Origin of the sequence: Algibacillus agarilyticus, assembly GCF_003286125.1 — a bacterium.
Taxonomy (GTDB): Bacteria; Pseudomonadota; Gammaproteobacteria; order Enterobacterales; family Alteromonadaceae; genus Algibacillus; species Algibacillus agarilyticus.
Map to the genome: position 1 here is coordinate 17,397 of NZ_QMED01000032.1, position 25,949 is coordinate 43,345.

Consider the following 25,949-nt stretch of genomic DNA (forward strand, 5'->3'; position numbering starts at 1 on the left):
TGATGAGCTTTGACCAAATTATAGTCGCAACAATTTTTGTTGCGACTATTGCTGCTTTAATTTGCACACATATTCGTCCTACACTTATTTTTACTGCGACATTACTGAGTTTATTTGTGTCAGGTATTTTGACACCTGAACAATCATTAATTAATGCGGTTAATCCCGGTGTTGCAACCCTTATTGCGTTGCTGTTGGCATCAAGGGCGTTAGAACGCACCTCATTATTAAAATTTATCGCACGTTTTTCGCTAAAAGGTTCACATACTGGATCTTTGTTAAAGTTAACCGGACTTGCTGCATTTTTCTCTTCATTTTTAAATAACACCGCCATTGTTGCTACATTAATTCGTCCGATTAAATCACAAACTAAATTCTCACCTTCTAGTTTGTTAATGCCGCTGAGTTATGCTGCTATTTTAGGTGGCACGACAACTTTAATTGGCACATCAACCAATATGGTTGTTAATAGCTTTTGGATGAATGAAGGTAATGAATCACTAGGCTTTTTTGTATTTATGCCATTGGGCTTAATTTTAGTGGTTTTAGGTATTGCGGTTATATTATTGCGCCGTAATAAATTGCCACAAACCGATTTACAGCCGGTTCAAAACAACTATTTTGTTGATATTAAATTACATGACAACTCTGTTTTAAATGGTAAAACCATCGAAGCTGCGGGGCTACGAAATTTACACTCGTTTTATTTAGTTGAGTTATTACGCGATGGTCGCTCATTAACACCAGTGCCGCCGAGTACCGTTTTACAAGAGTGTGATCGCCTCGTTTTTACTGGCGATGTGAAAAATATCGAAGAGTTACAACAGATCCAAGGTGCTAAAATTTTTGCTGACCATACTGGTTTAATGAGCGAAAATTTAGTTGAAGTGGTTATTGCCGAACGCTCATCCCTCGTTGGCAATACATTAAAAAGTAGCGGCTTTAGAGCCATGTTTGATGCGGCCGTTGTTGGCTTAAAACGCAATGGCTTAAACATACCGGGTAAGTTGGGTGAAATATCGTTGAGAGAAGGCGACAGTTTGCTCTTAGCTGCCGGCTCTGATTTTAAACAACGTAAAAATTTAGCGAAACATTTTTTTGTTATTTCAGATGTCGTGGTCGACTTACCGCTAACTAAAAAGCAAAACATCGGTATTATTGCCGGATTTATCGCGACACTTGGGTTTAGTATTGCGGAAGTGGCGAGTTTATTTACTTGTTTATGTTTATTTATTTCGGCTTGCCTTGCATTTCGCATTCTTAAATCGAATGAATTAAAACGACTTTTTCCGTTTGATATCTGGTTGATCATTACGGCGGCATTAACATTAGCACAAGCGATCACCGTGACAGGGCTAAGTGAGCTGATCGCAGCTGAAATACATCATGTTTTTCATGATTATTCGGCTACAGCGGCACTGATAGGATTATTAATATTAACTATTGTATTCACTGAAGTGGTTACCAATACGGCAGCTGCTGCGTTAATGTTTCCGTTGTCGATTAGTTTGGCACAAAGTTTTAATGTGAACGAATTACCTTTTGTTATGGCAGTTGCTTTTGGTGCAAGTGCTTGTTTTTTAAGCCCGTATGGCTATCAAACTAATTTGTTAGTGTTTAATACGGCAGGCTACAAATTTACCGATTTTATTAAATTTGGTATGCCTATTACTGTAGTGTACATCATGACATGTGCCTTATTAATTCCATACTTTTACCCTTTATAGGTAGGTTCTCAATATGAATGAAAATATCGTTTGGCACCAAACTTCAGTTAGCCGTACAGAACGTGCGGAACAGAAAAAACAAAAACCTTGTATTTTATGGTTTACCGGTTTAAGTGGCTCTGGCAAATCGACAGTCGCAAATGCAGTTGAAAAAAAGTTATTTGAAATCGGTTGCCATTCATATTTACTTGATGGCGATAATGTACGTCATGGTATTAATAAAGACTTAACGTTTAGTGATGAAGACAGAATTGAAAACATCCGTCGTATTGGTGAGATCAGCAAATTATTTATTGATTCTGGCTTGCTAGTGTTAACTGCATTTATATCGCCTTTTCAAGCTGATCGTGATTTAGTGCGCAGTTTAGTTGCTGATGATGAATTTGTTGAAGTGTATATTGATACGCCCATTGAAGTCTGTGAACAACGTGATCCTAAAGGTTTATATCAAAAAGCGCGCAAAGGTGAAATCAAGCATTTCACGGGTATTGATTCGCCTTATGAAGCACCGAGCAATGCAGAAGTCGTGGTGAAAACCGCTGATATCACCGTCGAGCAATGCGCTATTCAAGTTGTTGATTATTTAAAAGCTCAAGGCTATTTAAATAAATAAACTGGTTTTTTACAGGCCGCATGACGTTTTTGATTTCATGCGGCTTGTAAGCGGCATTGGTGACAAATAAAAAGTTCTGTTTTAAAGCTTTTCGAACATTAAATCCCATACACCGTGACCTAAATTTTGCCCGCGTTGCTCAAATTTAGTTAAAGGCCGGCGTTCAGGTCTAGGTACATAATTTCCTTGCTCTGATTGGTTTTTGTAACCCTCGGCAGCATTCATCATGTCTAACATGTGCTCTGCATAGTTCTCCCAATCGGTCGCCATGTGAAATACGCCCCCAACAGCGAGTTTTTGCCTCAGTAATTCAATGAATTCAGGCTGCACTATTCTACGTTTATGGTGACGCTTTTTATGCCAAGGGTCAGGGAAAAATAATTGCACACGACTTAAGCTATTGTCTGCAATCATATGTTTTAGTACCTCAACCGCATCATGTTCAAATAACTTTAAATTCGATACGCTTTCTTCTGCCGCTAATTTTAAGCAAGCGCCAACGCCTGGCTTATGAACTTCGATACCAATAAAGTTTTTTTCGTGTTCGTTTTTGGCCATTTCGACTAAGGAAGCTCCCATGCCAAAACCTATTTCGAGTACAACGGGGCCTTTATTCGTGAATGTGGTGTCAAAATCTAACAACGTGGGTTGATAATCAATGCCCATGGATGGCCAAAATTCGGCTAATGCGAGTTCTTGCCCTTTAGTTAAACGGCCTTCTCTTAAAACAAAGCTTTTAACTTCTCGTATTTTTCGGCCACCATCGATGGCGCGTTGTAATCGCTCTTGCGGAGTTTCGCTCATTATCTTTTCAAATTAAATTGCACTGTGGCTATTATCTACAATTTAGGCTGGGGTACAAGGCTAAAGCTTTATATCATAGGTCTTAATGCAAACTGACAATCGTTTATGCATCTTGTATCCTGCATAGAATTCTTAATTACTGTTGATTGTTCATTTCTTGTCTTTCGCCATTATGGCTATATCAGCACTTTACTCAAATTAGTGAGTATTACATTATCAAAAAACAGCATCTATTATTTGATGCCAAATAGGACCCCCTGAATGAGCGCTAGTTTTTCTGAACGTGTTATTGCTTGGCATAAACAATTTGGTCGCAAAGATTTACCTTGGCAACAAAATAAAACGTTATATCGCGTATGGGTATCTGAAATAATGTTACAGCAAACGCAAGTGAGTACGGTGATCCCCTATTTTGAGCGATTTATGCAGCAGTACCCTGATTTGCATAGTCTGGCTTTAGCTAATGAAGATGACGTACTTAACTTATGGACAGGGTTAGGTTATTACGCTCGAGCCCGTAACTTATTAAAAGCAGCACAAGTTATGATCGAGCAGTTTAATGGTTTTCCGAATGACTTTGATCAGGTTTTAGCGTTACCAGGGATAGGCCGTTCAACCGCTGGCGCGGTTTTGTCTTTAACTGAAGGGCAACCTATTCCTATTTTAGATGGCAATGTTAAGCGGGTATTAGCGCGTCATCATATGATAGAAGGTTGGTCGGGTAATAAAAAAGTTTTAGACAAACTCTGGGAGGTGACCGAGGCTGTTACGCCTAAAAAAGAAACGGATGTCTTTAATCAAGCGATGATGGATATCGGTGCGACTATTTGCAAACGTGGCAAACCGCTTTGTGATGAATGCCCCGTTCACGCCACGTGTTTTGCCAAAGCGAATAACTTACAAAGTAAATTGCCGACACCTAAACCCAAAAAAGTGATCCCAGAAAAGCAAACATGCATGTTGATATGTCAGTTTAATGATCGCATTTTATTATATAAACGACCGAGTGTTGGAATTTGGGGCGGGCTTTATGCGTTTCCTGAAGTGGATGGAATTCAAGATATAGACCCATGGTGTGAAGAACATGGTTTGGCTGTTATTGAAAAAACGGCGATGCAAACGTTCAGGCATACTTTTTCTCATTTCCACCTTGATATTGCACCTTATAAAATAGAGCTTGAAAAAATGCCGACAACAGTGAATGATCGGCAAGATATTTGGTTTGATTTAAACGAACCGCGAACTTTTGGCATTTCGGCTCCCACCGAAAAGCTATTGTCCATTATTTAAGAAGGTATTAAAAAGATGGCTAGAACCGTATTTTGTCAATTATTACAAAAAGAAGCTGATGGCTTAGATTTTCAATTATACCCTGGTGAATTAGGTAAGCGTATTTTTGACAGTATTAGTAAAGAGGCTTGGGGACAATGGCAAGCGAAGCAAACTATGCTGATAAATGAAAAAAAATTAAACATGATGAATGTAGATGATCGTAAAGTTTTAGAAGAGTCTATGGTAGCATTTTTGTTTGAAGGCCAAGATGTTGTTATTGAAGGTTATACACCGCCGAGTAAATAAGCTTTAGGGTTCATTTTATCGTATTGCTTGTTATTTTATAAATAAAGGGCTGTTATTGCATGAATAACAGCCCTTTGTTCTTTTATACTCTTTCTTTTACGTAAAGCTGCACTTGCTCAAATTTAAGCTTGATATCATCGATTAGGGTTTCTAATTTTAATTCTCGCTCATTTTTTATTGCCAGTTCTAAGGTTTCAGCTGATTTGGCTAACGGTAATGCACCGACGGTTTTAGACGCTGATTTTAATTGGTGTGCTATGCCTTGTATTGCGGGTTTGTCCCACATTGATAAATGTTGTGCTATTTGCTCAATGAGCTCTGATCCATGATCAACAAAAGTATGTAAGTATTCACGGTGTTTGGCACTATCATCGCCTAAGAAGCTTTTCATTGTTCGAATGCAAACCGCATCTTCTGAAAACTCAACTTGTGGCATTTTAGGTTTAGCGACTTTTAATGAAGACTTGTCAATTGGCATCCATTTTTTCAATAGCTTATCAAGCGTGACGAGCTCTACTGGTTTAGTAATGAAGTCATTCATACCCAGCGCAAAGCATTTCTGAGCTTCGCCTTTCAGTGCGTTAGCCGTTATAGCAATAATATAACTACTACGCTCATATTCTGAAATTCGCTCTTCTTCTCTGATTGCTTTAGTTAAGTCATACCCTGTCATGTGTGGCATGTGAATATCAGTTAAGACAAGTGGGTAGCTTTCTTTTTTCCACATTTGTAAGCCTTCTTCACCATCATTCGCGACTTCGGCGGCATAACCTAAAATATTGAGTTGATCGAGCAAGACTTTTTGGTTTAATGGATTATCTTCAACAAGTAAGATTAAATTACCTTGTTTGCGGGATTCTTCAATCGTTGGTGCTTTACACACTTCAATTTTACTGGCTTCATCAAACTTATAATCAGGCGTTGGGCTTTGTTGGCCGGTTGCAATCGCGGTGGCTTCGATAAAGTTTGACCGACTAAGAGGCGATGCAATTAAGAAGACTACTTTATCTGAGTTTATATCGTTAAATAAACTTGGATCTGTCGTAATCAAAACAAAGTTACAGTTATTTAAATAACGGCCTTCTTGCGCCCAGCGTAATAAATCTTTCGTTTCTTGAACTGAATAACGTGCATCAAGCATTAATACATTAAGTTTAGCTGCTTCATTGGCGTAATTGGTGATCCGATCTTGCAATTCACCATCACTTTCAAAAATACGGTAAGTCGATTGAAAATAGGTTAAATAGCGTGCGGCATGTGCTCTGTCTTCTTTGTCAGGAAAAACAGACCAAATCATTGTGTCTTTAAACATATTTTGATCTGGTTTCGCAGCTTCTTCTGATAGATACATTGGAATATCAACGGTAAACTTTGTTCCTTGACCTGGTGTTGAATCTAAATGAATTTTACCGTACATCAATTCGGTTAAACGTTGGCAGATAGATAAACCTAAACCTGTACCGCCATATTGGCGCGTGATTGTACTATCACCTTGACTGAAAGGTTGGAATATACTTTGAGTTTGACGTTTATTCATTCCACGGCCGGTATCAGTGACCGTAAAACGGATGTCTGCAAAATCTAATGTTTCATTCAATACTTCAGCAGTTAAAACGACTTGCGCTAAATTTCCATCTTTACTTTCAGTAAACTTAAGTGCGTTGCCTGTTAGGTTGTATAAAATTTGTCGAATACGAACTGGATCCGTATTTAACCCATTCGGAACATTAGGGTCAACATAGACTTTTAACGCAATTTTTCGCTCGGTTGCCATCGGCTGTAAAACACGCGCAACGGCTTCAACTATTTCTGCAACTGAGACGGGGATTTTTTCAATCTCCATTTTACCTGCTTCTATTTTAGAGAAGTCGAGGATGTCATCTATGATACGTAATAGCGAAAATGCGGACTCTCGAACTGTATCCGTCATTCTAAATTGCGGACGGTCTAAAACGGTTTTTCTTAATAAATCGAGTGTTCCTATGATGCCATTCATCGGGGTTCTGATTTCATGACTCATGGTCGCTAAGAAAGTTGACTTAGATTCACTTGCTTTTTCAGCGGCTTCTTTCGCTGATGTTAGCTCTTGTGTTCTTTGTTTAACTCTTTGCTCAAGTGTTTGATTTAATTCCGCTATTTGTATTTGTGTAGAGTTTTGGCTGTTGGCTTGTAACTCAACTTCTTCCATTAATTTATTAATCGAGTTAGCCAGCTTTGATAATTCTCTGTCCACATTTTCGGTATAACGTAAACTCCAATCTTTTTTCTTAATGATGGTGCTAGCGGTCTCTTGAAATTTTTCAAACTGCTTTACAATTGAACGGTTTAGCGTTTTTGAAATTAGCCAACCTAAGATAACAGCGATGACTAAATTAATTAAGCCAATGACAATCCATTTCAAATTTTTAGCACTTTGCTGATTTAAATAATAACGTACCATGATGAGACCAATTGGCTTATCGGCACTTGATTTGATGATCCGGCTTGATTGATAGTAATCAGCAGTTGTTAAAAACGTTTCATTTAAACTAGGACTCTTTGGGATGTCGATCCCAACTGCACTTGAGTGTCCATATAAGCCAAGTTTACCGTCTGTTTGTAACCTAAAGGCCATAACCGCAATATTGGGGGCTGCATCGGTAATTGATGTTAGCATGGTATTTTTACGAGTTAACATTAAGTTTTTTTCAACATGGCTTGATAATGATGAAGCAACAGATTGAGCAAAAAACTCAGTCGATGCTTTAGCGTTATCTTTTAATGATGAAGAGTTGAGAAAATAGCTGGCGACTTGCTGTAAAACAGCAAAACCACATAATGCTAAAATTAAGTAAGTAGATATACGCTGCCCAATGGGTGCACGTTCATGATATCGAGATGGCATGTTAGCTCTTTTTTGTATTGTGTGTTTTACCTATTGCTCATTTTAACAACAGAATTGAAAATTTAAATAGACTTGTTCTATAGTTAACATATAAATTTACTATATAGAATAGTTTAATCACAAGGAAGCTTATGAAGCTGACGTATCGTAGCGCAGTTGCGATTGACGATGACAGTTTTTCTTTAAATTTTATTAAGGAGCAGTTGTCTAAAGCCAAAATCGAAACGGTTGATGATTTTCATGATCCGTTAGAAGCGCTAGAACAGATTAAACAAGGGCGCGTTACCCCCGAATTACTCATACTTGATTTGCAGATGCCACAAATGGATGGCATTACTTTGTTAAATCATTTAGGGGATATTGCGTTTAAAGGCGCTATTATTATTTACAGTGGTTTTGAGGCTAAAGTACTGGCCCTTGCAGAACAGATTGCTTGTGAAAATAATTTAACAATTCTCGGCTCATTGCCTAAGCCCTTCACTTGTGAACAGTTAAATCAATTACTTGTTTGCCATCAAATTGATGACATTATCGAGCCCAAAGCAGAGGTTGAACATCATTTCAATCTGGCTAACGGCGAATTAGTTTTAACTCGGCAACCACAAATTTGTTTGAAAACCGGTGTTATTCTTTCTTATGAGGTGTTATCTCGCTGGCGCAATAAATGTGGTGCGATACTCCCCCCTGCTATATTTATTGAAAAGTTAGAAGACAGCGGCGAAATTGTTCAGTTTCAAGAGCAATTATTTGAACTCGCGATGAGAAAAATATCAGAAGATACGTCTGACGCGAAATATTCCATTAATTTATCCATGACGACGATCGATACACAAGATGTACCAAAGCTAGTTTGTCAAAGTGCGTATAAATACAATGTTGGGCTTGACCGTATAACCGTTGAAGTGACCGAATCTCGCCTTGCCAATGATATGCAAAAAGCAAAAGAGGTATTAATTCGCTTGCGTATCATGGGGGTGATGTTAGCCATTGATGATTTTGGCACCGGATATTCTACTTTAGATAAACTATGCGATTTGCCTTTTAGAGAAGTAAAGCTCGATCGACGTTACGTAGAAGACTGTGATTTGAGTGTAGAAAAGCAAGCAATTATAAAAAGTACGGTTGATATTGCTAAGTCGATGGGGCTAAGAACGGTTGCCGAAGGAATGGAAAGAATTGAGGAAGTTGAAATTGTAACCGCTTTGGGTACGGATATTGGTCAAGGTTACTACTTTTCTAAGCCTCAAATGTGGATTTAGCAAATAATTTAAAATAAATTAAAAAAAGCGTTGACTTGGAGGGCCAAAATCCGTTTAATACGCCCCGCAGCACAGGGCAACTGTTCTGCAAACCAACACGCCCAGATAGCTCAGTCGGTAGAGCAGGGGATTGAAAATCCCCGTGTCGGTGGTTCGATTCCGCCTCTGGGCACCATTTTATGGTGTAGCACTTTATAGTGCCGACTTAGCTCAGTTGGTAGAGCAACTGACTTGTAATCAGTAGGTCGCCAGTTCGATTCCGGCAGTCGGCACCATTCTACATTGTAAGATAAGAAAGTAATTGTGTCGCCCGGGTGGTGGAATTGGTAGACACAAGGGATTTAAAATCCCTCGTTCGTAAGGACGTGCCGGTTCAAGTCCGGCCCCGGGCACCATCTCTTTTCATAGAGATGGTCTTCAAAAAATCATGACTAATCTTCCTATATTATTTAATCATGTACCTGTAATGCCCAGATAGCTCAGTCGGTAGAGCAGGGGATTGAAAATCCCCGTGTCGGTGGTTCGATTCCGCCTCTGGGCACCATTTTAAATTCATCTCATTTTAAACGTCCATCATCCCAATAATTTACATATTAATAATTTCAGCTTAACGTTCCTTTATACATAATTTACAGTCACTTCTTAAACCTGTTCGTTTTTTACACATATTAATCCATAAATTAAATTTCATTTAAACTTCATACAAATTCATACTGTTATTTTGTTCAGTTAACATTCAAAACTGCGCAGATAAATGCCATACTCGGGGTTTGCTTTATTCAACATGGGTAAGTCTGTTAAATGGATCGTATTGAAGTTCGTGGCGCAAGAACGCACAACCTGAAAAATATTAATATTGAACTCCCTCGAGATAAGTTAATTGTCATTACGGGGCTTTCTGGTTCAGGTAAATCATCTTTAGCATTTGATACTTTGTATGCTGAAGGACAAAGACGCTATGTTGAATCACTTTCGGCTTATGCTCGTCAATTTTTATCCTTAATGGAAAAGCCTGACGTTGATCATATTGAAGGTTTATCTCCTGCTATTTCTATCGAGCAAAAGTCGACATCGCATAACCCTCGCTCTACCGTTGGTACCATCACTGAAATATATGATTACTTACGTTTGTTATTCGCCCGTGTAGGTGAGCCGCGATGCCCTAATCATGATGTCCCTTTGGCTGCACAAACGATTAGTCAAATGGTTGATCAGGTATTGGCAATTCCAGAGGGGAGCAAATTAATGTTGCTGGCGCCGGTTGTACAAAACCGCAAAGGTGAACATGTTAAAACATTAGAGAATTTGGCCGCGCAAGGTTACATTCGCGCCCGTATTGATGGCGATGTTTGTGACTTGAGTGATCCACCAACGCTTGATTTACATAAAAAGCATACAATCGAAGTTGTTGTTGACCGCTTTAAAGTGCGCGATGATTTATCACAACGTTTAGCTGAATCATTTGAAACCACGTTAGAGCTAGCTAACGGCATTGCCGTTATCGCTTGGATGGACGAACCAGACAAAGAAGAAATTATTCTGTCGGCTAATTTTTCTTGTCCGCAGTGTGGTTATAGCATGGCGGAAGTTGAACCGAGAATGTTTTCTTTTAATAGTCCTTCAGGGGCTTGTAAAACCTGTGATGGTTTAGGTAATCAACAATATTTTGATCCTGATCGAATTATAACTAATGAAGAATTAAGTTTGTCTGGTGGGGCTATTCGCGGCTGGGATAAACGCAGTTTTTATTATTTTACGATGTTAAAAACGGTATCAGAACATTATGGTTTTGATATTAATTCACCTTGGCAAGATATACCGACTGATCTGCAGCAAGTTGTTTTATATGGTAGTGGTGAAACCGAACTTGATTTTAAATATATGAATGATCGGGGTGATGTAATTAAGCGCCATCATGCGTTTGAAGGTGTTATCCCTAATATGGATCGCCGCTATAAAGAAACCGAATCAAGTGCGGTGCGAGATGAATTAGCTAAATTATTAAATGATGCTAAATGCGGCGCTTGTGGTGGCGCACGTCTTCGTGAAGAAGCACGCAATGTCTTTATTAACAATACTAATTTACCTCATGTTGTTGATCTTTCAATTGCTGACGCGTTGCAATTTTTTCAAGAATTAACCTTAACAGGCCAGCGCGCACAAATAGCGGATAAAATATTAAAAGAAATTAACGATCGTTTAGGTTTCTTAGTTAACGTCGGTTTAAATTATTTAATGCTTTCTCGTAGTGCTGATACGTTATCGGGTGGTGAAGCGCAGCGTATCCGGTTAGCAAGCCAAATTGGCGCCGGGCTTGTTGGCGTTATGTATGTGCTTGATGAGCCTTCAATCGGTTTGCACCAGCGCGATAATGAACGATTATTAGGCACACTTAATCATCTACGTGATCTTGGAAATACGGTTATTGTGGTTGAGCATGATGAAGATGCGATACGTAGTGCTGATTATGTTGTCGATATTGGCCCCGGCGCTGGTGTGCACGGTGGCGAAGTTGTTGCTTGTGGCTCTGTAGACGACGTGATGGCCGCAGAACGCTCATTAACAGGTCAGTATTTGTCGGGTGTTAAAAAAATAGCCATACCTGAGAAGCGTCATCAACCGAGTGATCGCTGGCTAAAATTAGAAGGCGCAACGGGTAATAATTTAAAAAATGTGACTTTGGAACTGCCTATTGGTTTAATGTCATGCATTACTGGGGTTTCTGGTTCAGGTAAATCAACGCTGATTAATGATACGCTTTATTCTATCGCGCAAAGAGAGTTAAATAGAGCGACTACGAATGACCCTGCACCACATACCGCGATTTCAGGGTTAGACTACATGGATAAAGTGGTTGATATTGATCAAAGCCCAATTGGTCGAACGCCGCGCTCCAACCCTGCTACTTACACGGGAATTTTTACGCCTATTCGAGAATTATTTGCCGGTACACAAGAAGCGCGTTCTCGGGGGTATAAGCCGGGACGATTTAGCTTTAATGTAAAAGGTGGACGTTGTGAGTCTTGCCAAGGTGATGGTTTAATTAAAGTTGAAATGCACTTTTTACCTGATGTTTATGTACCTTGTGATGTCTGTAAAAGTAAGCGCTACAACCGTGAAACGTTAGAAATTACCTACAAAGGTATGAGTATTCACGAAGTATTGGATATGACGGTAGAAGAAGCTAATCGTTTTTTTGAAGCGGTGCCGGCTATTTCGAGGAAGTTACAAACCTTAATGGATGTGGGGTTATCTTATATTCGATTAGGTCAATCTGCGACGACACTTTCAGGTGGTGAAGCTCAGCGTGTTAAGTTGGCGCGTGAATTGTCAAAACGTGATACCGGTGACACATTATATATTTTAGATGAACCGACAACCGGGTTACATTTTGCCGATATTGAATTGTTATTAACGGTTCTTCATCGTTTACGTGATCATGGCAATACAATTGTTATTATTGAGCATAATTTGGATGTCGTTAAAACCGCCGATTGGATTGTTGATTTAGGCCCAGAAGGCGGCAATGGCGGTGGTCAAATTTTATTTAGTGGCACGCCAGAAGATCTATGTACTAGTGATTGTGGATCGCATACAGCACGTTTTTTAAAGCCACTATTGGATTAATAAATCAAGCTTAGTTATTAACTATGAAGGGGATACATGTTGTATCCCCTTTTTATTTTTAGCTAAATTGTATCCACATTTATACATGGTAAGTCGCATTTTTTAGCTAAAGGTTAAGCTAACGCTTTTTTTAGGAAGTTAGGTAATGCGGCTGCGCCTTTGTGAATGTCTGCCGAATAATAAGCAAGTTCGCTATCAAGCGTCTTAATTTCGTCTCTAAAGCCGTTAAACGAAGCCCCTTTTCTGGCTAAGGTACAAGACCAGTATCCACTAGGGTAAATGGGTTGCGGAAATGTAAGTGTTTGCAAAGCCGCAAAACCCGAATCTAACATGGCATCACGCATTTCTTTCATTAATTTTTGATGCAAAATAGGTGATTCACTTTGCTGAACTAAAATCCCCCCTGTACGTAATGCGCGTAAGCAATTTTTATAAAATGCATGATTAAATAAGCCTTCACCTGGACCGATAGGATCGGTCGAATCAACAATAATGACATCGAGTGATGATTCGGCTACTTCTGCCATAAATTTAATGCCGTCATCAAACATAACATCAGCGCGTGGATCTTGGTTACGCTCGCATAATTCAGGGAAGTATTTAAGTGACATTTGTGTCACGACTTCATCAATATCAATTTGCTGAGCGGATTTAACCGTCGGATGTCGTAAAACTTCTTTTAAGGTTCCGCAATCCCCACCGCCAATGATCACTACATTCTCTGGTGCAGGGTGAGTGAATAATGCAGGGTGGCTCATCATTTCATGATAAATAAAGTTTTCACGTGTTGTTACCATCGTGCAATCGTCAATAACCATGAACTTGCCAAAGTCGGTTGTGTCGTACATCGTCACTTTTTGAAAAGGTGATTGCACTTCTTCTAGTTTACTTTTTATCTGCAATGAAAAAGCACTACCGCAGCCTTGATGAATTTCAGTAAACCAGCTGTTAGGGTCAAGTTGTGACATCTTGTATTCTCTATAATGTTTAAATTATTGCTTAATTGTAATCAAAACCATGGTTGATCTAAGTGAGTGTGATTTAAGTTAAATGGGTAACTTACTCATGCGCGAATTTTGCCTATGTTTTAACGTGCCCGCAATTAAAAAATATAGATTATTGTTTTTAACGTCATCTAGACTTATTATCGCGGCTTTATTGAACTCTGATCTTTTTAATAGAGTTTGATGGACTTGATGTTTTGAAGGAGATTAGAGGTGCAGGCTATTAACGATGCTTACGAAGTTTATAATATAGAAGGTTGGAGTGAGGGTTATTTTGCGATTGATGAGCGAGGTTATTTAACGGCACAACCTCAAGCAGGCACTCAATCGCAAGCCTTTGTTCTTAATGAATTGGTTGAATCGTTAAAAGAATCTGGATTACGATTACCCATTTTAGTACGGTTTACTGACATACTGAAACATCGCGTTTCACGACTTTACACTGCCTTTAATCAAGCTAAAGAGCAACTTAAATACCAAGGCGATTATACTTTAGTTTATCCCATTAAAGTTAACCAGCAACACAGCGTTGTTGAGCATTTATTAGAAGCGACTCCGCGTATTGGATTAGAAGCTGGCAGTAAACCTGAGCTGTTGGCTATTCTGGGGGCGACAACTCAAACGCTATCTATTATTTGTAATGGCTATAAAGACGCAGAATTTTTAAAACTTGCTTTGATTGGCCAGCAAATGGGTCATGATGTCACTATTGTTGTTGAGAAATTATCTGAGCTAGACACTTTAATTAGTGAAATAAAATCCACTGGCAAAACGCTTAATATTGGTATCCGTATTCGTTTGCATTCGGTCGGTAAGGGTAAATGGCAAAACACGGGCGGAGAGAAAGGCAAGTTTGGTTTAACCGCTCGTCAAGTGTTGCAAGCTATTGATAAGCTAAAAGCGGCGGGTTTATTAAACTTACTTAACCTTATCCATTTTCATATAGGCTCTCAAATAGCGAACATACGCGATATTCAAATCGCGATTAGAGAATGTGCGCGTTATTACTGTGAGTTAAAAAAAACCGGTATTCCGATCACGACGGTTGATGTTGGCGGTGGTTTAGGTGTTGATTATGAAGGCAATGGTTCTCGTTCTTCTTGCTCAATGAATTATAAAGTTGACGAATACGCACGTAATGTTTTGTCTGGTTTTGCTGAAATTTGTGATTTAGAAGAATTAAGTCACCCACATATTATTAGTGAATCAGGACGAGCATTAACGGCTCATCATGCGGTATTGATTACGGATGTTATTGATATTGAATCACCGCCAAAAGTGGATATAGCCTGTGCTGATGATGCGCCTTTAGTGACAAAAGACTTGGTGGCTTTAACTACACGTTTAAATACTAAAACGGCGCTAGAATGTTTCCATGATGCGGTACATTATTTTGTGGATGGCCAAAATATGTTTTCTCTAGGCTTGCTTTCAATGCATGAGTGGGCTGATTTAGAAGCGCTTTACTTAAGCTTGCTGCAAAAGATAAAACCTTTACTCTCTTTAAAGTCGAATGCGCATCGTGATGTTTTGTATGAGTTAAATGAAAAACTAGCCCATAAGTTATTTTGTAATTTTTCACTGTTTCAATCTTTACCTGATGCGTGGGGAATTGAGCAAATCTTTCCTGTTGTCCCGTTGTCTCGATTAGCGCAACCTTTATCAATGCGGGTTATTATACAAGATATTACCTGTGATTCAGATGGGCAAATTAAACAGTATACCGATGAAATGGGGGTTGATACGTCTTTGCCTTTGCCTGCTTATCAGGGCGAACGTGATTACTACTTAGGCATGTTTATGGTTGGAGCTTATCAAGAAATCTTAGGTGATTATCATAACTTATTTGGCGACACTGATTCTGCTCATGTTGAGTTAGCGGCTGATGGAACCTGGCAAGTAACGGATATAATAAATGGTGAAACGGTTGCAGATGTGCTCGATATCGTACATTATGACATTTTGCGATTAAATAACAATTATCAAACATTGTTAAAACAATCTGGCTTGTCTGAAGACGAGCAGGCTAGTTGCTTTGCTTACTTGCAGGAAGGTATACAAGGTTATACTTATTTTGAAGAGTAAGATAAATTCTTAACGACAATAAGTGAGCCAATTTATTCACGTAGATTAATTGGTTTACATAATAAAAAAATAATAATTATGAACACTATTGCACAAGCTCACCTTGCGGTTATTAACGAGGCTGTTGCTCATGCTCGTAAAGTATTACGAGGAACAGAAAATAAAATCGTAGCCCTCGATTTATTAAAAGCGGCTCAAGCGGTTCCTAAACATATTAGTCGTTTTTCGACTGATAATGAGACGTTTATCAAACAATACTATCAACAACATGATGATAAATGGGGCAACTCGAGTATTTCGTTAATTGATATTTACTATTCAAGTTTATCCGGTGTTGAATAGTTAAATTTATTACGTTTATTAATATTTGCCTATAGTGTAAATAGATTTACAATGGCGGTTATAAATTAATAGTCGTCGTTGTTATGTCATTACATTCTCTTTTATTTTCTCAAGCCGATCATGATCTGGATGCAATGGGTTTACGTTGCCCAGAACCGGTTATGATGGTACGAGTTTCGATGCGCCAATTAAAAACCGGTAATACGTTACTTGTTAAAGCTGATGATCCTTCTACTACTCGTGATATTCCAAGTTTTTGTCGGTTTATGGATCATGAGTTAGTTGCCATGCAAACCGATGAAAAACCCTTCTTGTATTTAATCAAAAAAGGTTTAGGTTAGCGCTTTTGAATAGCTCAACCTCTACTGATGCTTATAAAATATTAATCGTTACATTGCTGGTTACTTTTATTAGCATATTAGGTATTGCGTTACCTTATCCTATTTTAGCCCCGCTTTTTTCTGAATTTTCAGATAATGCATTGACTCAATTTTATGGTTTTCCGCCAACAATCTTATTAGCCATTGCGCTAGCCGTTTATCCTTTAGGTGTGTTGTTCGGTAGCTCATTTATCGGTGCTTTGTCAGATGTTTTTGGTCGCAAATCCATTTTAACCGTATCATTATGTTTAGCCGCAATAGGGTATTTGTTTAGTGCTTGGGCTATTTATATTGAGCATTATGGCTTGTTTGTTTTAGCGCGATTATTAACGGGTGTGTGTGAAGGCAATATGGCGGTTTGTCGAGCTATTGCTTTAGATCTTCATCCCCAAATAGATAAAACACGTTCGATGTCTTTCATTAATGCCTCCATTTACAGTGGCTATTTACTTGGCCCTTTATTAGGTGGTTATTTAATGCAATTTGGTGCTGATATCGCTTTTTTATTTGCGGGGTGCACGGTATTGCTCGCGATGACGGTGGTTCGAGTATTAATGTCTAATACGGAATCTAAGTGCTCATTTAGTTGGCTGCAGTTACGACAAAAAATTTATTCAACACACTCATTTGGTTTGTTAAATGATTTGTCATTAAGGCCTTTTATTATCGCTTATTTTTTATTGGGGATGGGTATTAATAGTCTGTACCAATATTTCCCACTTTGGTTAGTGACTGATTTTTCTATATCTAGCATGCAAATCGGTATTACCACCGCTGTTTTAACTTTTTCAATGGTGTTATCAAGTCTTTTTTTTGTCCCTAAATTTAAAGTTGCTTTGGGTTTTAAGTTTGGCATTCCACTTAGTCTGTTCATTTTAAGCGTGTTATTAATATCAATGGGGTGGTTTGGTTATGCGTTTACATTTTGGTTTGTATTTCCAATTACCGGAGTTGTTATTGCGTTAGTTAATGGCTTGATACCGGTATATTTTTCAGAGCATTTTCACCAAAATGCGCAAGGGCGTTTAATGGGCTTACTGACGGCTACTTTTTGTTTGGCCAACGTTGTGATGGCAATGTTGGGCGGTTTAGTTGCCTTGATCGCCCCTGTTTTTGCTATTAATGTTGGCGGGCTTTTAGTGATGTGTGCGGCTATTTTGTATTTTTATTTTATTGCTGCCGAATCGAAAAATAAATAGCGTATGTCTTACAGTAATTGTGACAAGGTCGACTTCATTTTATTTTGACATTAAGTAAAATGATTGAAGTTAGCTATTACAGACTGAATGTTTGCTTCAAACTAAATTATTTCGCAATGTATGTATTTTGCATTGTAATATTCATGTTTATGTCATTATTTTCTATTAACTTAATTATTTATTTTAAACAAGAACCATTTTGGGAAAATGAGAATATAGACGTAAAACAGGTCTGAGTTAATCCGGCAATAAATAACAATCTTTTAATTTGTTAGATTATTGTACCGTTAATGATGCTGTTAATCAGGGTGCGTGTAAACGCAAGATTACTTTTACAAGGGGATGTGCTATGTGGTTTTCAAATAAAATAAATAAAGATGACTTGTCTTTAGATGGCGATGATCGCATCTGGGATGTTTTATTCAACGGTGTCAGTTTGATTGATGAAACAGAAGACGAATTGGATTTTATTTTTCACTCTACCAAAGACGAAGCAGATACGGATGAGCAATCTCGTTCATTTGTTAAATAACGCTTGTTTAGGGTTGAATAGCATAGTTGAGTGTTCGTCACATTAATTTTATTGCTCAACTGGTACTTTATTTGCTTAGCTAATGATAACTATCGTTACTGTCAAAATATTGAACCAGAGGTAAAGTATGATTAATTTACAGACAAACAACCCTTTTTCTAGCATTGTTCAGCCTGCTATCTCGCAATCGTCAACTTCACCCTCATCTGCTACTCGCGAGTCTGATCATTCAACAGCTTCGCCTATAAACTCAAATATAGGTTCAAAGTTGTCTCCTCAACAAGCATTACAACTTTCTCAACAGTTATCTAATACTGAAGCAAGTCAGCTTTTTAATGCAGGTGCTAACCGAGTAACAGGTTATGCTGAAGCGTTAAGTTTAATCGATTAATTATTGTATTCTTAAACCCATACCTAATGCAGTCTTAGGCGAAAAGAGTTATTAGCAGTGGATTTATAATCTATAGTTGAGGTTAAGTAGATGGTGCGATATTTGCGAAGTACTAATGTATGCTTGTTAGTGTATGGTGCTGCGAGTGTTAGGGAATAATTAAAGAGTGGCTTATTTAAGTTATTTAGTTGATACATTATCAGCTAAGCACGGTTCATCGTGTTAGCTGATAATTATAGTTTAGCTTATAATTTTACTGATTGGATATATTGAGTGAATGCATCACCATAAACTTTATGACGCATGCTGTATTCAACAAAGGCGGTCATGTAGCCTAATTTGTTTCCACAATCATGGCTCTTACCGGTCATGTAGTATGCATTAACTGACTCCCAGTCCATTAACGTCGCAATCGCATCGGTTAATTGAATTTCATCACCTGCACCAACGGGGGTTTTTTCTAAAATATCCCAAATATCGGCTGATAACACATAACGTCCAACAACCGCTAAATTTGAAGGTGCATCTTCTAAATCGGGTTTTTCTACCATACCAATCATTTTTACTGATTCGCCAGCGGCTAAACTCGCGCCATCTAAATCCACAACGCCGTATTTATTAACATCGGCTTCTGGCACGGCTTCAACCATAATTTGACTAACGCCCGTTTCATTATATAAACGAACCATTTCAGCTAAGTTGTCTGTTTTAAGGTTTGATGCCGCGTCGTCGATAAGTACATCCGGTAATACAACAACAAAAGGGGCTTTACCCACAAGAGGGCGAGCGCATGAAATTGCATGCCCTAAGCCTTTAGCTTCGCCTTGACGCACGTGCATTATCGTTACATCTTTAGGGCAAATGTTTTGTACTTCTTCAAGTAATTGACGTTTTACACGTTTTTCTAGAATTGACTCTAATTCAAAACTTTTATCAAAATGATTTTCAATTGAATTTTTACTTGAGTGGGTCACAAGGATTATTTCTTTAATGCCTGACGCAATTAACTCGGTCACCACGTATTGAATAAGCGGCTTATCTGCAATGGTCAGCATTTCTTTTGGGATTGCTTTAGATGCCGGTAGCATGCGTGTACCTAAACCGGCCACAGGGATAATTGCTTTTCTGATTTTTTGGGTTTTATTGCTCATTATAGGATTCCTTTATATATGTCCTAACCTATTTACCAAAAGAGTCGAATGGATTTTTTTGGCCTGCTTTAAATTAAAAGTGAACTGACTATACGTCACTATTCAGCAATTAATTTTTCTATTGTTATGTGAGTATCAAATCACATATCTAATAGACTATATCAGCAAAAAAAAAAATTATCATGAAAGATTTATGTCGACTAAACTGTATATGTAAAGGGATTTAAATATGGAATAACATGCGTACTTATACATCGTTTAATTTGTTTGTTTTGTTTTTGGGTACGATGGCTTTTTTAGTCTCGTCATCCTTGTTAGCAAAATCAATACAGCCCGCACCCGTAACGCTGGCAAAAAAATATGCAAAGCAAAACCCTATCGGTCATTATTTAGTGAGTGAAAAATATGATGGGGTTAGAGCATTTTGGAATGGCGAATATTTTACGACCCGTAACGGGCATAAAATAAATGTACCAAGCGAATTAATAAAGTCTATGCCTGAAGTCACGTTGGATGGCGAGCTTTGGTTAGGTTACAACCAGTTTGATCAAATATCAGGGTTGGTTCGTCGACATAAAAGTACATTAATTGAATGGCAATTTGTGCAATATCGGGTATTTGATGCACCGGATATATCGGGTGATTTTTATCAACGTTATCTTAAATATAAAACCATCATTGAAGACATAAACATTCCATTTTTACGTGTTGTCGAACAAAAAAAATTACATGATCAAACCGAGTTATATCAATGGCTTGATAATGTCATTTTATTGGGCGGTGAAGGACTCATGTTACGCGATATCCATGCCGATTATCACGCTGGGCGTCATGACAGTTTGCTTAAATTAAAGCGGCATGACGATGCTGAAGCGGTTGTTATTGGTTATATTGCCGCTAAAGGCAAATACAAAGGGCAAGTGGGTTCGTTATTGGTTAAAAATGCGCAAGGTTTAACGTTTAAGGTTGGCTCTGGTTTAACGGATGAAAACAGGCTTAATCCACCAGCCATCGGTACAGTAATAACGTATCGTTATTCTGGGTTTACCGCTAAAGGTTTACCGCGTTTTCCCCGCTTTTGGCGTGTGCGAAAAAAGCTCTGTCAGTCTGAACATAACGAATGTCGTTAACTTGGAGCTGATACTGCGTATTACTTATTCATACTTATACCCAAGTGACTTGGGTATATTCGCTTTTAGTTTAATCCGTTTCTTTAGCGCAATTTTTACAACAACCATGTAATTCTATTGTCGGGTGCTTAACCACGAAGCCTAAACTTGCGGCTACTTCATCTATTTTGGCTTCAATTTGGCTTGAATCAATCTCTTTTATATCGCCACACTCATCACAAATAAGTAATTGTGCTGGGTGTTGCTCAGAAAAGTGATTACACATAACAAATGCGTTGTCTGATTCTACTTTATGCACAAACCCTTGAGTCATTAAAAACTCAAGTGCTCTATAAATGGTGGGTGGCTTAGCTTTAGGATCGAGTAATTGTAATTGCTGCAGTAAATCATATGCACCAATGGCACGATCTGTTTTTGCTAATAAGTTGAATACTTGTTCGCGTGCAAGCGTAAATCTTACGCCTCGGCTCTCACATAATTTTTGAGCTTGAATTAATTTTTGTGCTGGGCTCATTATCTATCCCTTAAACCGAAAGCTGAAGTTTATCTTAAATTTGCGCTTTGCACAGCATCTTCTTAGCTATTTATGTTTTAGATTAATGATCAAAGTAGCGGGAGCAATCTATTTTTTGGGAATGCGTATGGGGAGCGTAATAGGTAGCCGTGGATAAATACATGGTTAGTTCATTTTAATAAATCAGCCAAGGTAACCTGGCTGATTTATTGTTTGTTTTTATATATTTAAAGGTTGGTCAAACTCTTCTGGTTTTGTGTAATCACCTTTTAAATCGAGTAATAAACCCTCTTTAAAGGTTAATATCAGTTCTTTACGCTTATTATCACCGTTGCCATAACGTACTTCATAAATGTAATACCAAGTATCTTGCTTAAAAGCATCACTTATGACGGGTTTGCCTAACACGAAGATAACTTGTTCGTATGACATAGACACACGCAATTTATCGATAGCGGTTTGCTCTAAAAAGTTTCCTTGTAGAACGTTAATTTTATATGCACATGCGCTTAATAAAATAGCTAAAGCGAAAGTCATACAGATGTTTTTAATTGATTTCATAAGTGATTCGGTCTACTTGTTATAACTTGCGCTGGATAATAGCGAAGTTAGACGGATTAATGAAGTTATTCATGCGTCATCCGTTATTACATTTCAAGGGCGAGATCTTTAATTGCACCCTCGAAGTTAATTGTTTCTATGCCATTATCGTTAAATTTAATAACGATTTGCACTGTTTTGTTTTCAAATAAATATTTTTTCCCATTAAGCGATAATTCATAATGTCCTTTAATATTACGGTTTGGGGCTTTAGTCAGTTTGATATTATGTTCGCCTAGTTGGTAATCAAATTCTTTGAAGTAACCTTGACCAAACTCTTGCACCCAAGCAAAATCATTTTTTTGTAGTAAAACCGCAATTGAATATCGTTCAGGGGCTTGTGATGTTGCCATTTTATAAGGCCCCGCAGAAAAATACATTTCTCCGTTAGTGGGTTTTAATGAAAAGTTAAAGTTAACATTTTTAGTGACTCCTGTAGGGTAAGTTATTGTTGCTTTACCTGGAATATCAAACTCAGCAAAACAAGCAAAACTAAGCAAAGATGTTAATGTTAAAAGTAAAACCGCTATTTTTTTCATAAATGAATAACTTTTTATAAATCGTATACAGTAAACTTAGCTGAAAATATTCAATAAACCTAAATCTACTCTGGTTTAACCTTTAATTATTAATAAAACACGCCCTAGCGTCTTCTTTTAGTAAACATACTTTGTTCGTATTTTGTGATTTTGAATTCAAGTTGCTCAATAGCTCTGACACAGTTTTTTCGACGTTGTTCAATTTTTTTTATTTCAAATGCTTGATTGCTATTCTCAAGCTGACGCAGTTTATCATCAAATTGGGTTAGGTATTGTCGGTACTGAGCTAAAGTTGAATGCATTTTACCGATAGATGTCTGTTCTTTTTCTTTGCTTTGAGTTGTACTGGTATTGACCTTATCTAAGGTTAGCTTGGTATAGATTGACACTTGGTCTATTAATTTTTGCGCTATACGTAATTGCTCATCGCTGGGGGTTGTGGCATCTAAATCGATGCGACTAAGTATGCAATCTGTTTCAGCAAAGTAATCGTCAAGCTGCTCAGATTGAGTCACAAAGCTAGGATGATATTGTAAGTGACTGACGATACCATTCTGATTTTTATTCGCCTTTAATTGCACTTTAATTTTATCTAATTGTTCTTTTAACATCAGTCGCCTTTCAGTTTTACATTATTATCAATTTCGCATGACTCAGGTTTGTCGGCATAAAGGTCGGTATAATTAATGGCGAGTTTAATTTAATTAAGCGTCTCTAGGTAAACCTTTTTCTATAATCCTAATCAAGCGCTTGTTTTTACTGTCGCTAGTTGTTGCGTCTTTTTTATTTTGCTGTTGTTCAACAGCCCAAAGGATATGTTCTTTCACGAGGTCCGAAGCTGCGGTTAATTGCCTCTTCAGCTGCTGGATAATATCCGTGTGATAAGGCGCATTGCCTAAAGCAACTGCAATATTTCGTTGCCAGCGCTCAAATCCAATTCGGCGGATCGCTGACCCCTCTGTTTGCTTCAAAAATGTAGCTTCATCCCATTGCCATAAGGCGAGTAACGCTTGACCATCGACTTGTTTTCGTTTTTGAAAATCGTCTTCACAACTGAGTTCGGCATAACGATTCCAAGGGCAAACTAATTGACAGTCATCGCAGCCATAAATTCTATTGCCAATGAGTGACCTAAATTCGATTGGAATTGCACCGTTTAGTTCGATTGTTAAATATGAAATACAACGATTTGCGTCTACCGTGTGTGGAGCAACAATAGCTTGTGTCGGGCACATCGTGATGCAAGCAACACAACTGCCACATTTATCTTCAACCGGTTCATCGATTGGTAAAGGTAAATCGATGAATAATTCACCAAGAAAAAACCAAGAGCCTGCATTTTCATTTAAAATAAGTGTGTGTTTTCCTTCCCAACCTAACCCCGCTTTTTGAGCTAGCGGTCTTTCTAATACCGGAGCAGAGTCGACAAAAGGTCGAAACTGTACACTATGCTCGACTGCATCACTTATTTTTTGCCCGAGTTTTTTAAGCCTGTTACGCATGAGCTTATGATAATCACGTCCCATGGCGTATCGGCTAATATAGGCGGTTGTTTTATGACTTAAATCTTGAGAAAAATTAGCATCTTCTGGCAGGTAATCCATTCTTACACTGATCACGCGTTGTGTGCCAGGAACAAGCTCAGCTGGACGTGCTCGCATCATGCCATGATTCGCCATATAGTCCATTTGTCCATGATATTTTTGATCTAACCACGCTTGGAGCTTAGGTTCTTCACTTGCTAAATCAATATCACTTATACCTAAACCTTGAAAGCCGAGCTCGGCAGCCCAGCTTGTTATTTGCTGTTTTAGGGAGATTAATTGTTCAGACGTTAGTGACATGATACTGGCGCGTTATGATTAGATTGTGTATCGATTTTAACCTAGTCGCAAGAGATTAGCTTGGATATTTACTTTTTATATTTGGGTTGATTCTTTTGGTTTTTTTCGCGTTATGATGGATTAAATATTTTTGCTGAATAAAAATTATTCATCGTCATATAGATGTTATATAAATTAAATAAAGTGCGTTCAATTAAACAACTGAGTTATCAATGTATAAAGGAATAGTCATGACCACGACAAGTCAATTCACACGAGTATTGCCAGTAACGGTTTATACGCCTGAGCAAGTTAGGTTAAACGAGCCTAAAGCTGCTGAGCAAGCAGGGTTAACCTTATATGAATTAATGCAAGCTGCAGGTGGTGCTGCTTTTAATTTTTTACAATCGATATATCCGTTAGGCTGTCGACTTGGCGTGGTTTGTGGCTCTGGCAATAATGCTGGAGATGGTTATATCGTTGCTTATTTAGCTAAGTTGGCTGGTTGGCCGGTCACTGTTGTCGAAATGCCAGGGGTGAGTCAATTAAAGCAAGAGGCATTGTTAGCTCAGCAAGCTTATGTCAATACCGGAGCCACGATAAATTCAATAGACGAAATTGATTTAAGTTCATTTGAGATCATTGTCGATGCTGTGCTGGGTACCGGAACTGAGCGTGTACTGTCAGCAGAATGGTCTAACATTATTAATGAAATAAATACGGTGCCGGCTTTAACCGTTAGTTTGGATATTCCATCGGGTCTTAACGCTTATACCGGTGCAATGATGGGCGCTGCAATTGAAGCTGATCATACGGTCACCTTTATTGCGCTTAAATCGGGTTTATTAACGGCACAAGCAGCCGATCACATAGGTGTTTTATATTTTGCTGGATTAGATGTTAATCATATTTTTGATGCGCAAAATAAAGCGTATTATTATCGCAGTGATTGGGATGCGCTACGCTCATTATTACCAACTCGTAAACGAACCAGTTATAAAACACAATTTGGTAAAGTTGTTTGTATTGGTGGTGACAAAGGTATGGCTGGAGCGATTAAAATGGCGAGCGAAGCCTGTTTAAGGGCTGGAGCTGGGTTGGTCACGGTGTTAACGCATCCCGATAATGTATTACAAGTTGCTTCTGGCCGGCCTGAGCTGATGGTGTACGGTGTTAACGGCTTAGACCAAGACGTGCTGACTTTATTAGATAATGCCGATGTGGTTTTAGCAGGACCCGGTATGGGACGTTCAGGGTGGGCTCATGGTTTTATGAGTCATATTGTCACGCTTGATAAGCCAATGATTATTGACGCAGACGCTTTAAATTGGTTAGCCAATCAACCGCATAAAAACCGTAATTGGATTTTAACGCCACATGTTGGAGAAGCGGCTCGTTTATTAGCTCAAAACGGTGAAAGTATCGAGCTCGACCGTTTTTCGGCTAATTTTGAAATTTGTGCTCGTTATGGTGGTGTCAGTATTTTAAAAGGCGCAGGCTCTTTAATTAGCTCATCGCAGCAAACTCATATTTGTACTGCCGGTAATCCCGGTATGGCAACGGGAGGCATGGGCGATGTGTTAGCCGGTATTACTGCCGCGATTGTGGCTCAGAAGTCATCTTTAGGTTTAAGTTTGTTTCAAGCCGCTGAATTAGCGGTTTGTTTGCATGCAAAAGCCGGAGATCTTGCTGCAAAACAAGGGGAACGTGGTATGATCGCCAGCGATTTAATTCATCACATACGTACCCTTGTTAACCCTAGTTAAG

Annotated in this window: 23 protein-coding genes and 4 tRNA genes; 18 read left to right on the forward strand and 9 right to left on the reverse strand. The window is 38.4% G+C overall.

Annotated elements, in window-relative coordinates; genetic code table 11:
• Positions 1–2 precede the first annotated feature (2 nt).
• Both DPX34_RS18195 and cysC read left to right on the forward strand, forming a co-directional pair.
• Positions 3–1,727: an SLC13 family permease gene (locus tag DPX34_RS18195; RefSeq protein WP_111979871.1), complete on the forward strand. Its 1,725-nt coding sequence runs from the start codon at positions 3–5 to the stop codon at positions 1,725–1,727.
• Between the two features lie 13 nt (positions 1,728–1,740).
• The gene (gene cysC / locus DPX34_RS18200) at positions 1,741–2,340 is read left to right on the forward strand and encodes an adenylyl-sulfate kinase (RefSeq protein ID WP_111979872.1); all 600 of its coding nucleotides are present in this window, start codon (positions 1,741–1,743) and stop codon (positions 2,338–2,340) included.
• A gap of 81 nt (positions 2,341–2,421) precedes the next feature.
• Here cysC and trmB read toward each other — a convergent pair whose 3' ends face one another.
• Entirely contained in the window at positions 2,422–3,144 is a 723-nt protein-coding gene (gene trmB, locus DPX34_RS18205) for a tRNA (guanosine(46)-N7)-methyltransferase TrmB (protein WP_111979873.1), read from the reverse strand.
• A 261-nt stretch (positions 3,145–3,405) separates the two neighbouring features.
• Between trmB and mutY the strand changes: the two genes are divergently transcribed.
• Both mutY and DPX34_RS18215 read left to right on the forward strand, forming a co-directional pair.
• Complete coding sequence (mutY, locus tag DPX34_RS18210; protein ID WP_111979874.1) at positions 3,406–4,434, forward strand: A/G-specific adenine glycosylase; 1,029 nt, start codon at positions 3,406–3,408, stop codon at positions 4,432–4,434.
• A gap of 15 nt (positions 4,435–4,449) precedes the next feature.
• A complete protein-coding gene (locus DPX34_RS18215) occupies positions 4,450–4,722 on the forward strand; it encodes an oxidative damage protection protein (RefSeq protein ID WP_111979875.1) in 273 nt (90 codons plus the stop codon).
• A gap of 82 nt (positions 4,723–4,804) precedes the next feature.
• Here the strand turns inward: DPX34_RS18215 and DPX34_RS18220 are convergent, their stop codons facing one another.
• Positions 4,805–7,606 (reverse strand): ATP-binding protein, encoded by a 2,802-nt coding sequence (locus DPX34_RS18220; RefSeq protein ID WP_111979876.1) that lies wholly within the window; start codon positions 7,604–7,606, stop codon positions 4,805–4,807.
• A gap of 131 nt (positions 7,607–7,737) precedes the next feature.
• On the opposite strand from DPX34_RS18220, the gene DPX34_RS18225 reads away from it, so the two are divergent.
• From DPX34_RS18225 to uvrA, 6 genes are all read left to right on the forward strand, one after another.
• Entirely contained in the window at positions 7,738–8,865 is a 1,128-nt protein-coding gene (locus DPX34_RS18225) for an EAL domain-containing response regulator (protein WP_111979877.1), read from the forward strand.
• 99 nt (positions 8,866–8,964) lie between these two features.
• Positions 8,965–9,040: transfer RNA gene (locus DPX34_RS18230), tRNA-Phe, on the forward strand.
• A gap of 24 nt (positions 9,041–9,064) precedes the next feature.
• A tRNA-Thr gene (locus DPX34_RS18235) sits at positions 9,065–9,140 on the forward strand.
• A gap of 33 nt (positions 9,141–9,173) precedes the next feature.
• Positions 9,174–9,260, forward strand: a tRNA-Leu gene (locus tag DPX34_RS18240).
• 73 nt (positions 9,261–9,333) lie between these two features.
• Positions 9,334–9,409: transfer RNA gene (locus tag DPX34_RS18245), tRNA-Phe, on the forward strand.
• Between the two features lie 257 nt (positions 9,410–9,666).
• The gene (gene uvrA / locus DPX34_RS18250; RefSeq protein ID WP_111979878.1) at positions 9,667–12,492 is read left to right on the forward strand and encodes an excinuclease ABC subunit UvrA; all 2,826 of its coding nucleotides are present in this window, start codon (positions 9,667–9,669) and stop codon (positions 12,490–12,492) included.
• Positions 12,493–12,605: 113 nt separating this feature from the next.
• Here the strand turns inward: uvrA and speE are convergent, their stop codons facing one another.
• Positions 12,606–13,460, reverse strand: a complete 855-nt coding sequence (gene speE, locus DPX34_RS18255) for a polyamine aminopropyltransferase (protein ID WP_111979879.1) — start codon at positions 13,458–13,460, stop codon at positions 12,606–12,608.
• Between the two features lie 249 nt (positions 13,461–13,709).
• Here speE and speA point away from each other — a divergent pair, with 249 nt between their 5' ends.
• The 6 genes from speA to DPX34_RS18285 all read left to right on the forward strand — a co-directional run bounded on the left by speA (position 13,710) and on the right by DPX34_RS18285 (position 18,425).
• Positions 13,710–15,581 carry a biosynthetic arginine decarboxylase gene (speA, locus tag DPX34_RS18260; protein ID WP_111979880.1) on the forward strand — a complete coding sequence of 624 codons (1,872 nt, stop codon included), beginning with the start codon at positions 13,710–13,712 and terminating at the stop codon, positions 15,579–15,581.
• Between the two features lie 78 nt (positions 15,582–15,659).
• Complete coding sequence (locus DPX34_RS18265) at positions 15,660–15,923, forward strand: hypothetical protein (protein WP_111979881.1); 264 nt, start codon at positions 15,660–15,662, stop codon at positions 15,921–15,923.
• 83 nt (positions 15,924–16,006) lie between these two features.
• Positions 16,007–16,264: a sulfurtransferase TusA gene (gene tusA / locus DPX34_RS18270; protein ID WP_111979882.1), complete on the forward strand. Its 258-nt coding sequence runs from the start codon at positions 16,007–16,009 to the stop codon at positions 16,262–16,264.
• Between the two features lie 5 nt (positions 16,265–16,269).
• Complete coding sequence (locus DPX34_RS18275) at positions 16,270–17,502, forward strand: MFS transporter (protein WP_111979883.1); 1,233 nt, start codon at positions 16,270–16,272, stop codon at positions 17,500–17,502.
• 349 nt (positions 17,503–17,851) lie between these two features.
• The gene (locus DPX34_RS18280) at positions 17,852–18,034 is read left to right on the forward strand and encodes a hypothetical protein (protein ID WP_111979884.1); all 183 of its coding nucleotides are present in this window, start codon (positions 17,852–17,854) and stop codon (positions 18,032–18,034) included.
• 127 nt (positions 18,035–18,161) lie between these two features.
• Positions 18,162–18,425, forward strand: coding sequence for a hypothetical protein (locus DPX34_RS18285; protein ID WP_111979885.1), 264 nt, complete (start codon positions 18,162–18,164; stop codon positions 18,423–18,425).
• 245 nt (positions 18,426–18,670) lie between these two features.
• On the opposite strand, the gene galU is transcribed toward DPX34_RS18285, so the two are convergent.
• A complete protein-coding gene (galU, locus tag DPX34_RS18290) occupies positions 18,671–19,576 on the reverse strand; it encodes a UTP--glucose-1-phosphate uridylyltransferase GalU (protein ID WP_111979886.1) in 906 nt (301 codons plus the stop codon).
• A gap of 239 nt (positions 19,577–19,815) precedes the next feature.
• On the opposite strand from galU, the gene DPX34_RS18295 reads away from it, so the two are divergent.
• The gene (locus DPX34_RS18295; RefSeq protein WP_111979887.1) at positions 19,816–20,706 is read left to right on the forward strand and encodes a DNA ligase; all 891 of its coding nucleotides are present in this window, start codon (positions 19,816–19,818) and stop codon (positions 20,704–20,706) included.
• Positions 20,707–20,776: 70 nt separating this feature from the next.
• Here the strand turns inward: DPX34_RS18295 and DPX34_RS18300 are convergent, their stop codons facing one another.
• The 5 genes from DPX34_RS18300 to queG all read right to left on the reverse strand — a co-directional run bounded on the left by DPX34_RS18300 (position 20,777) and on the right by queG (position 24,203).
• Positions 20,777–21,220 (reverse strand): transcriptional repressor, encoded by a 444-nt coding sequence (locus tag DPX34_RS18300; RefSeq protein WP_111979888.1) that lies wholly within the window; start codon positions 21,218–21,220, stop codon positions 20,777–20,779.
• Positions 21,221–21,439: 219 nt separating this feature from the next.
• A complete protein-coding gene (locus DPX34_RS18305; RefSeq protein ID WP_111979889.1) occupies positions 21,440–21,781 on the reverse strand; it encodes an outer membrane protein assembly factor BamE in 342 nt (113 codons plus the stop codon).
• A gap of 86 nt (positions 21,782–21,867) precedes the next feature.
• Complete coding sequence (locus tag DPX34_RS18310; RefSeq protein ID WP_111979890.1) at positions 21,868–22,359, reverse strand: hypothetical protein; 492 nt, start codon at positions 22,357–22,359, stop codon at positions 21,868–21,870.
• 104 nt (positions 22,360–22,463) lie between these two features.
• A complete protein-coding gene (gene priC / locus DPX34_RS18315; protein WP_111979891.1) occupies positions 22,464–22,970 on the reverse strand; it encodes a primosomal replication protein PriC in 507 nt (168 codons plus the stop codon).
• A 93-nt stretch (positions 22,971–23,063) separates the two neighbouring features.
• Positions 23,064–24,203, reverse strand: a complete 1,140-nt coding sequence (gene queG / locus DPX34_RS18320) for a tRNA epoxyqueuosine(34) reductase QueG (protein ID WP_111979892.1) — start codon at positions 24,201–24,203, stop codon at positions 23,064–23,066.
• A gap of 230 nt (positions 24,204–24,433) precedes the next feature.
• On the opposite strand from queG, the gene DPX34_RS18325 reads away from it, so the two are divergent.
• A complete protein-coding gene (locus DPX34_RS18325) occupies positions 24,434–25,948 on the forward strand; it encodes an NAD(P)H-hydrate dehydratase (RefSeq protein ID WP_111979893.1) in 1,515 nt (504 codons plus the stop codon).
• The last annotated feature ends 1 nt before the right edge of the window (position 25,949 follow it).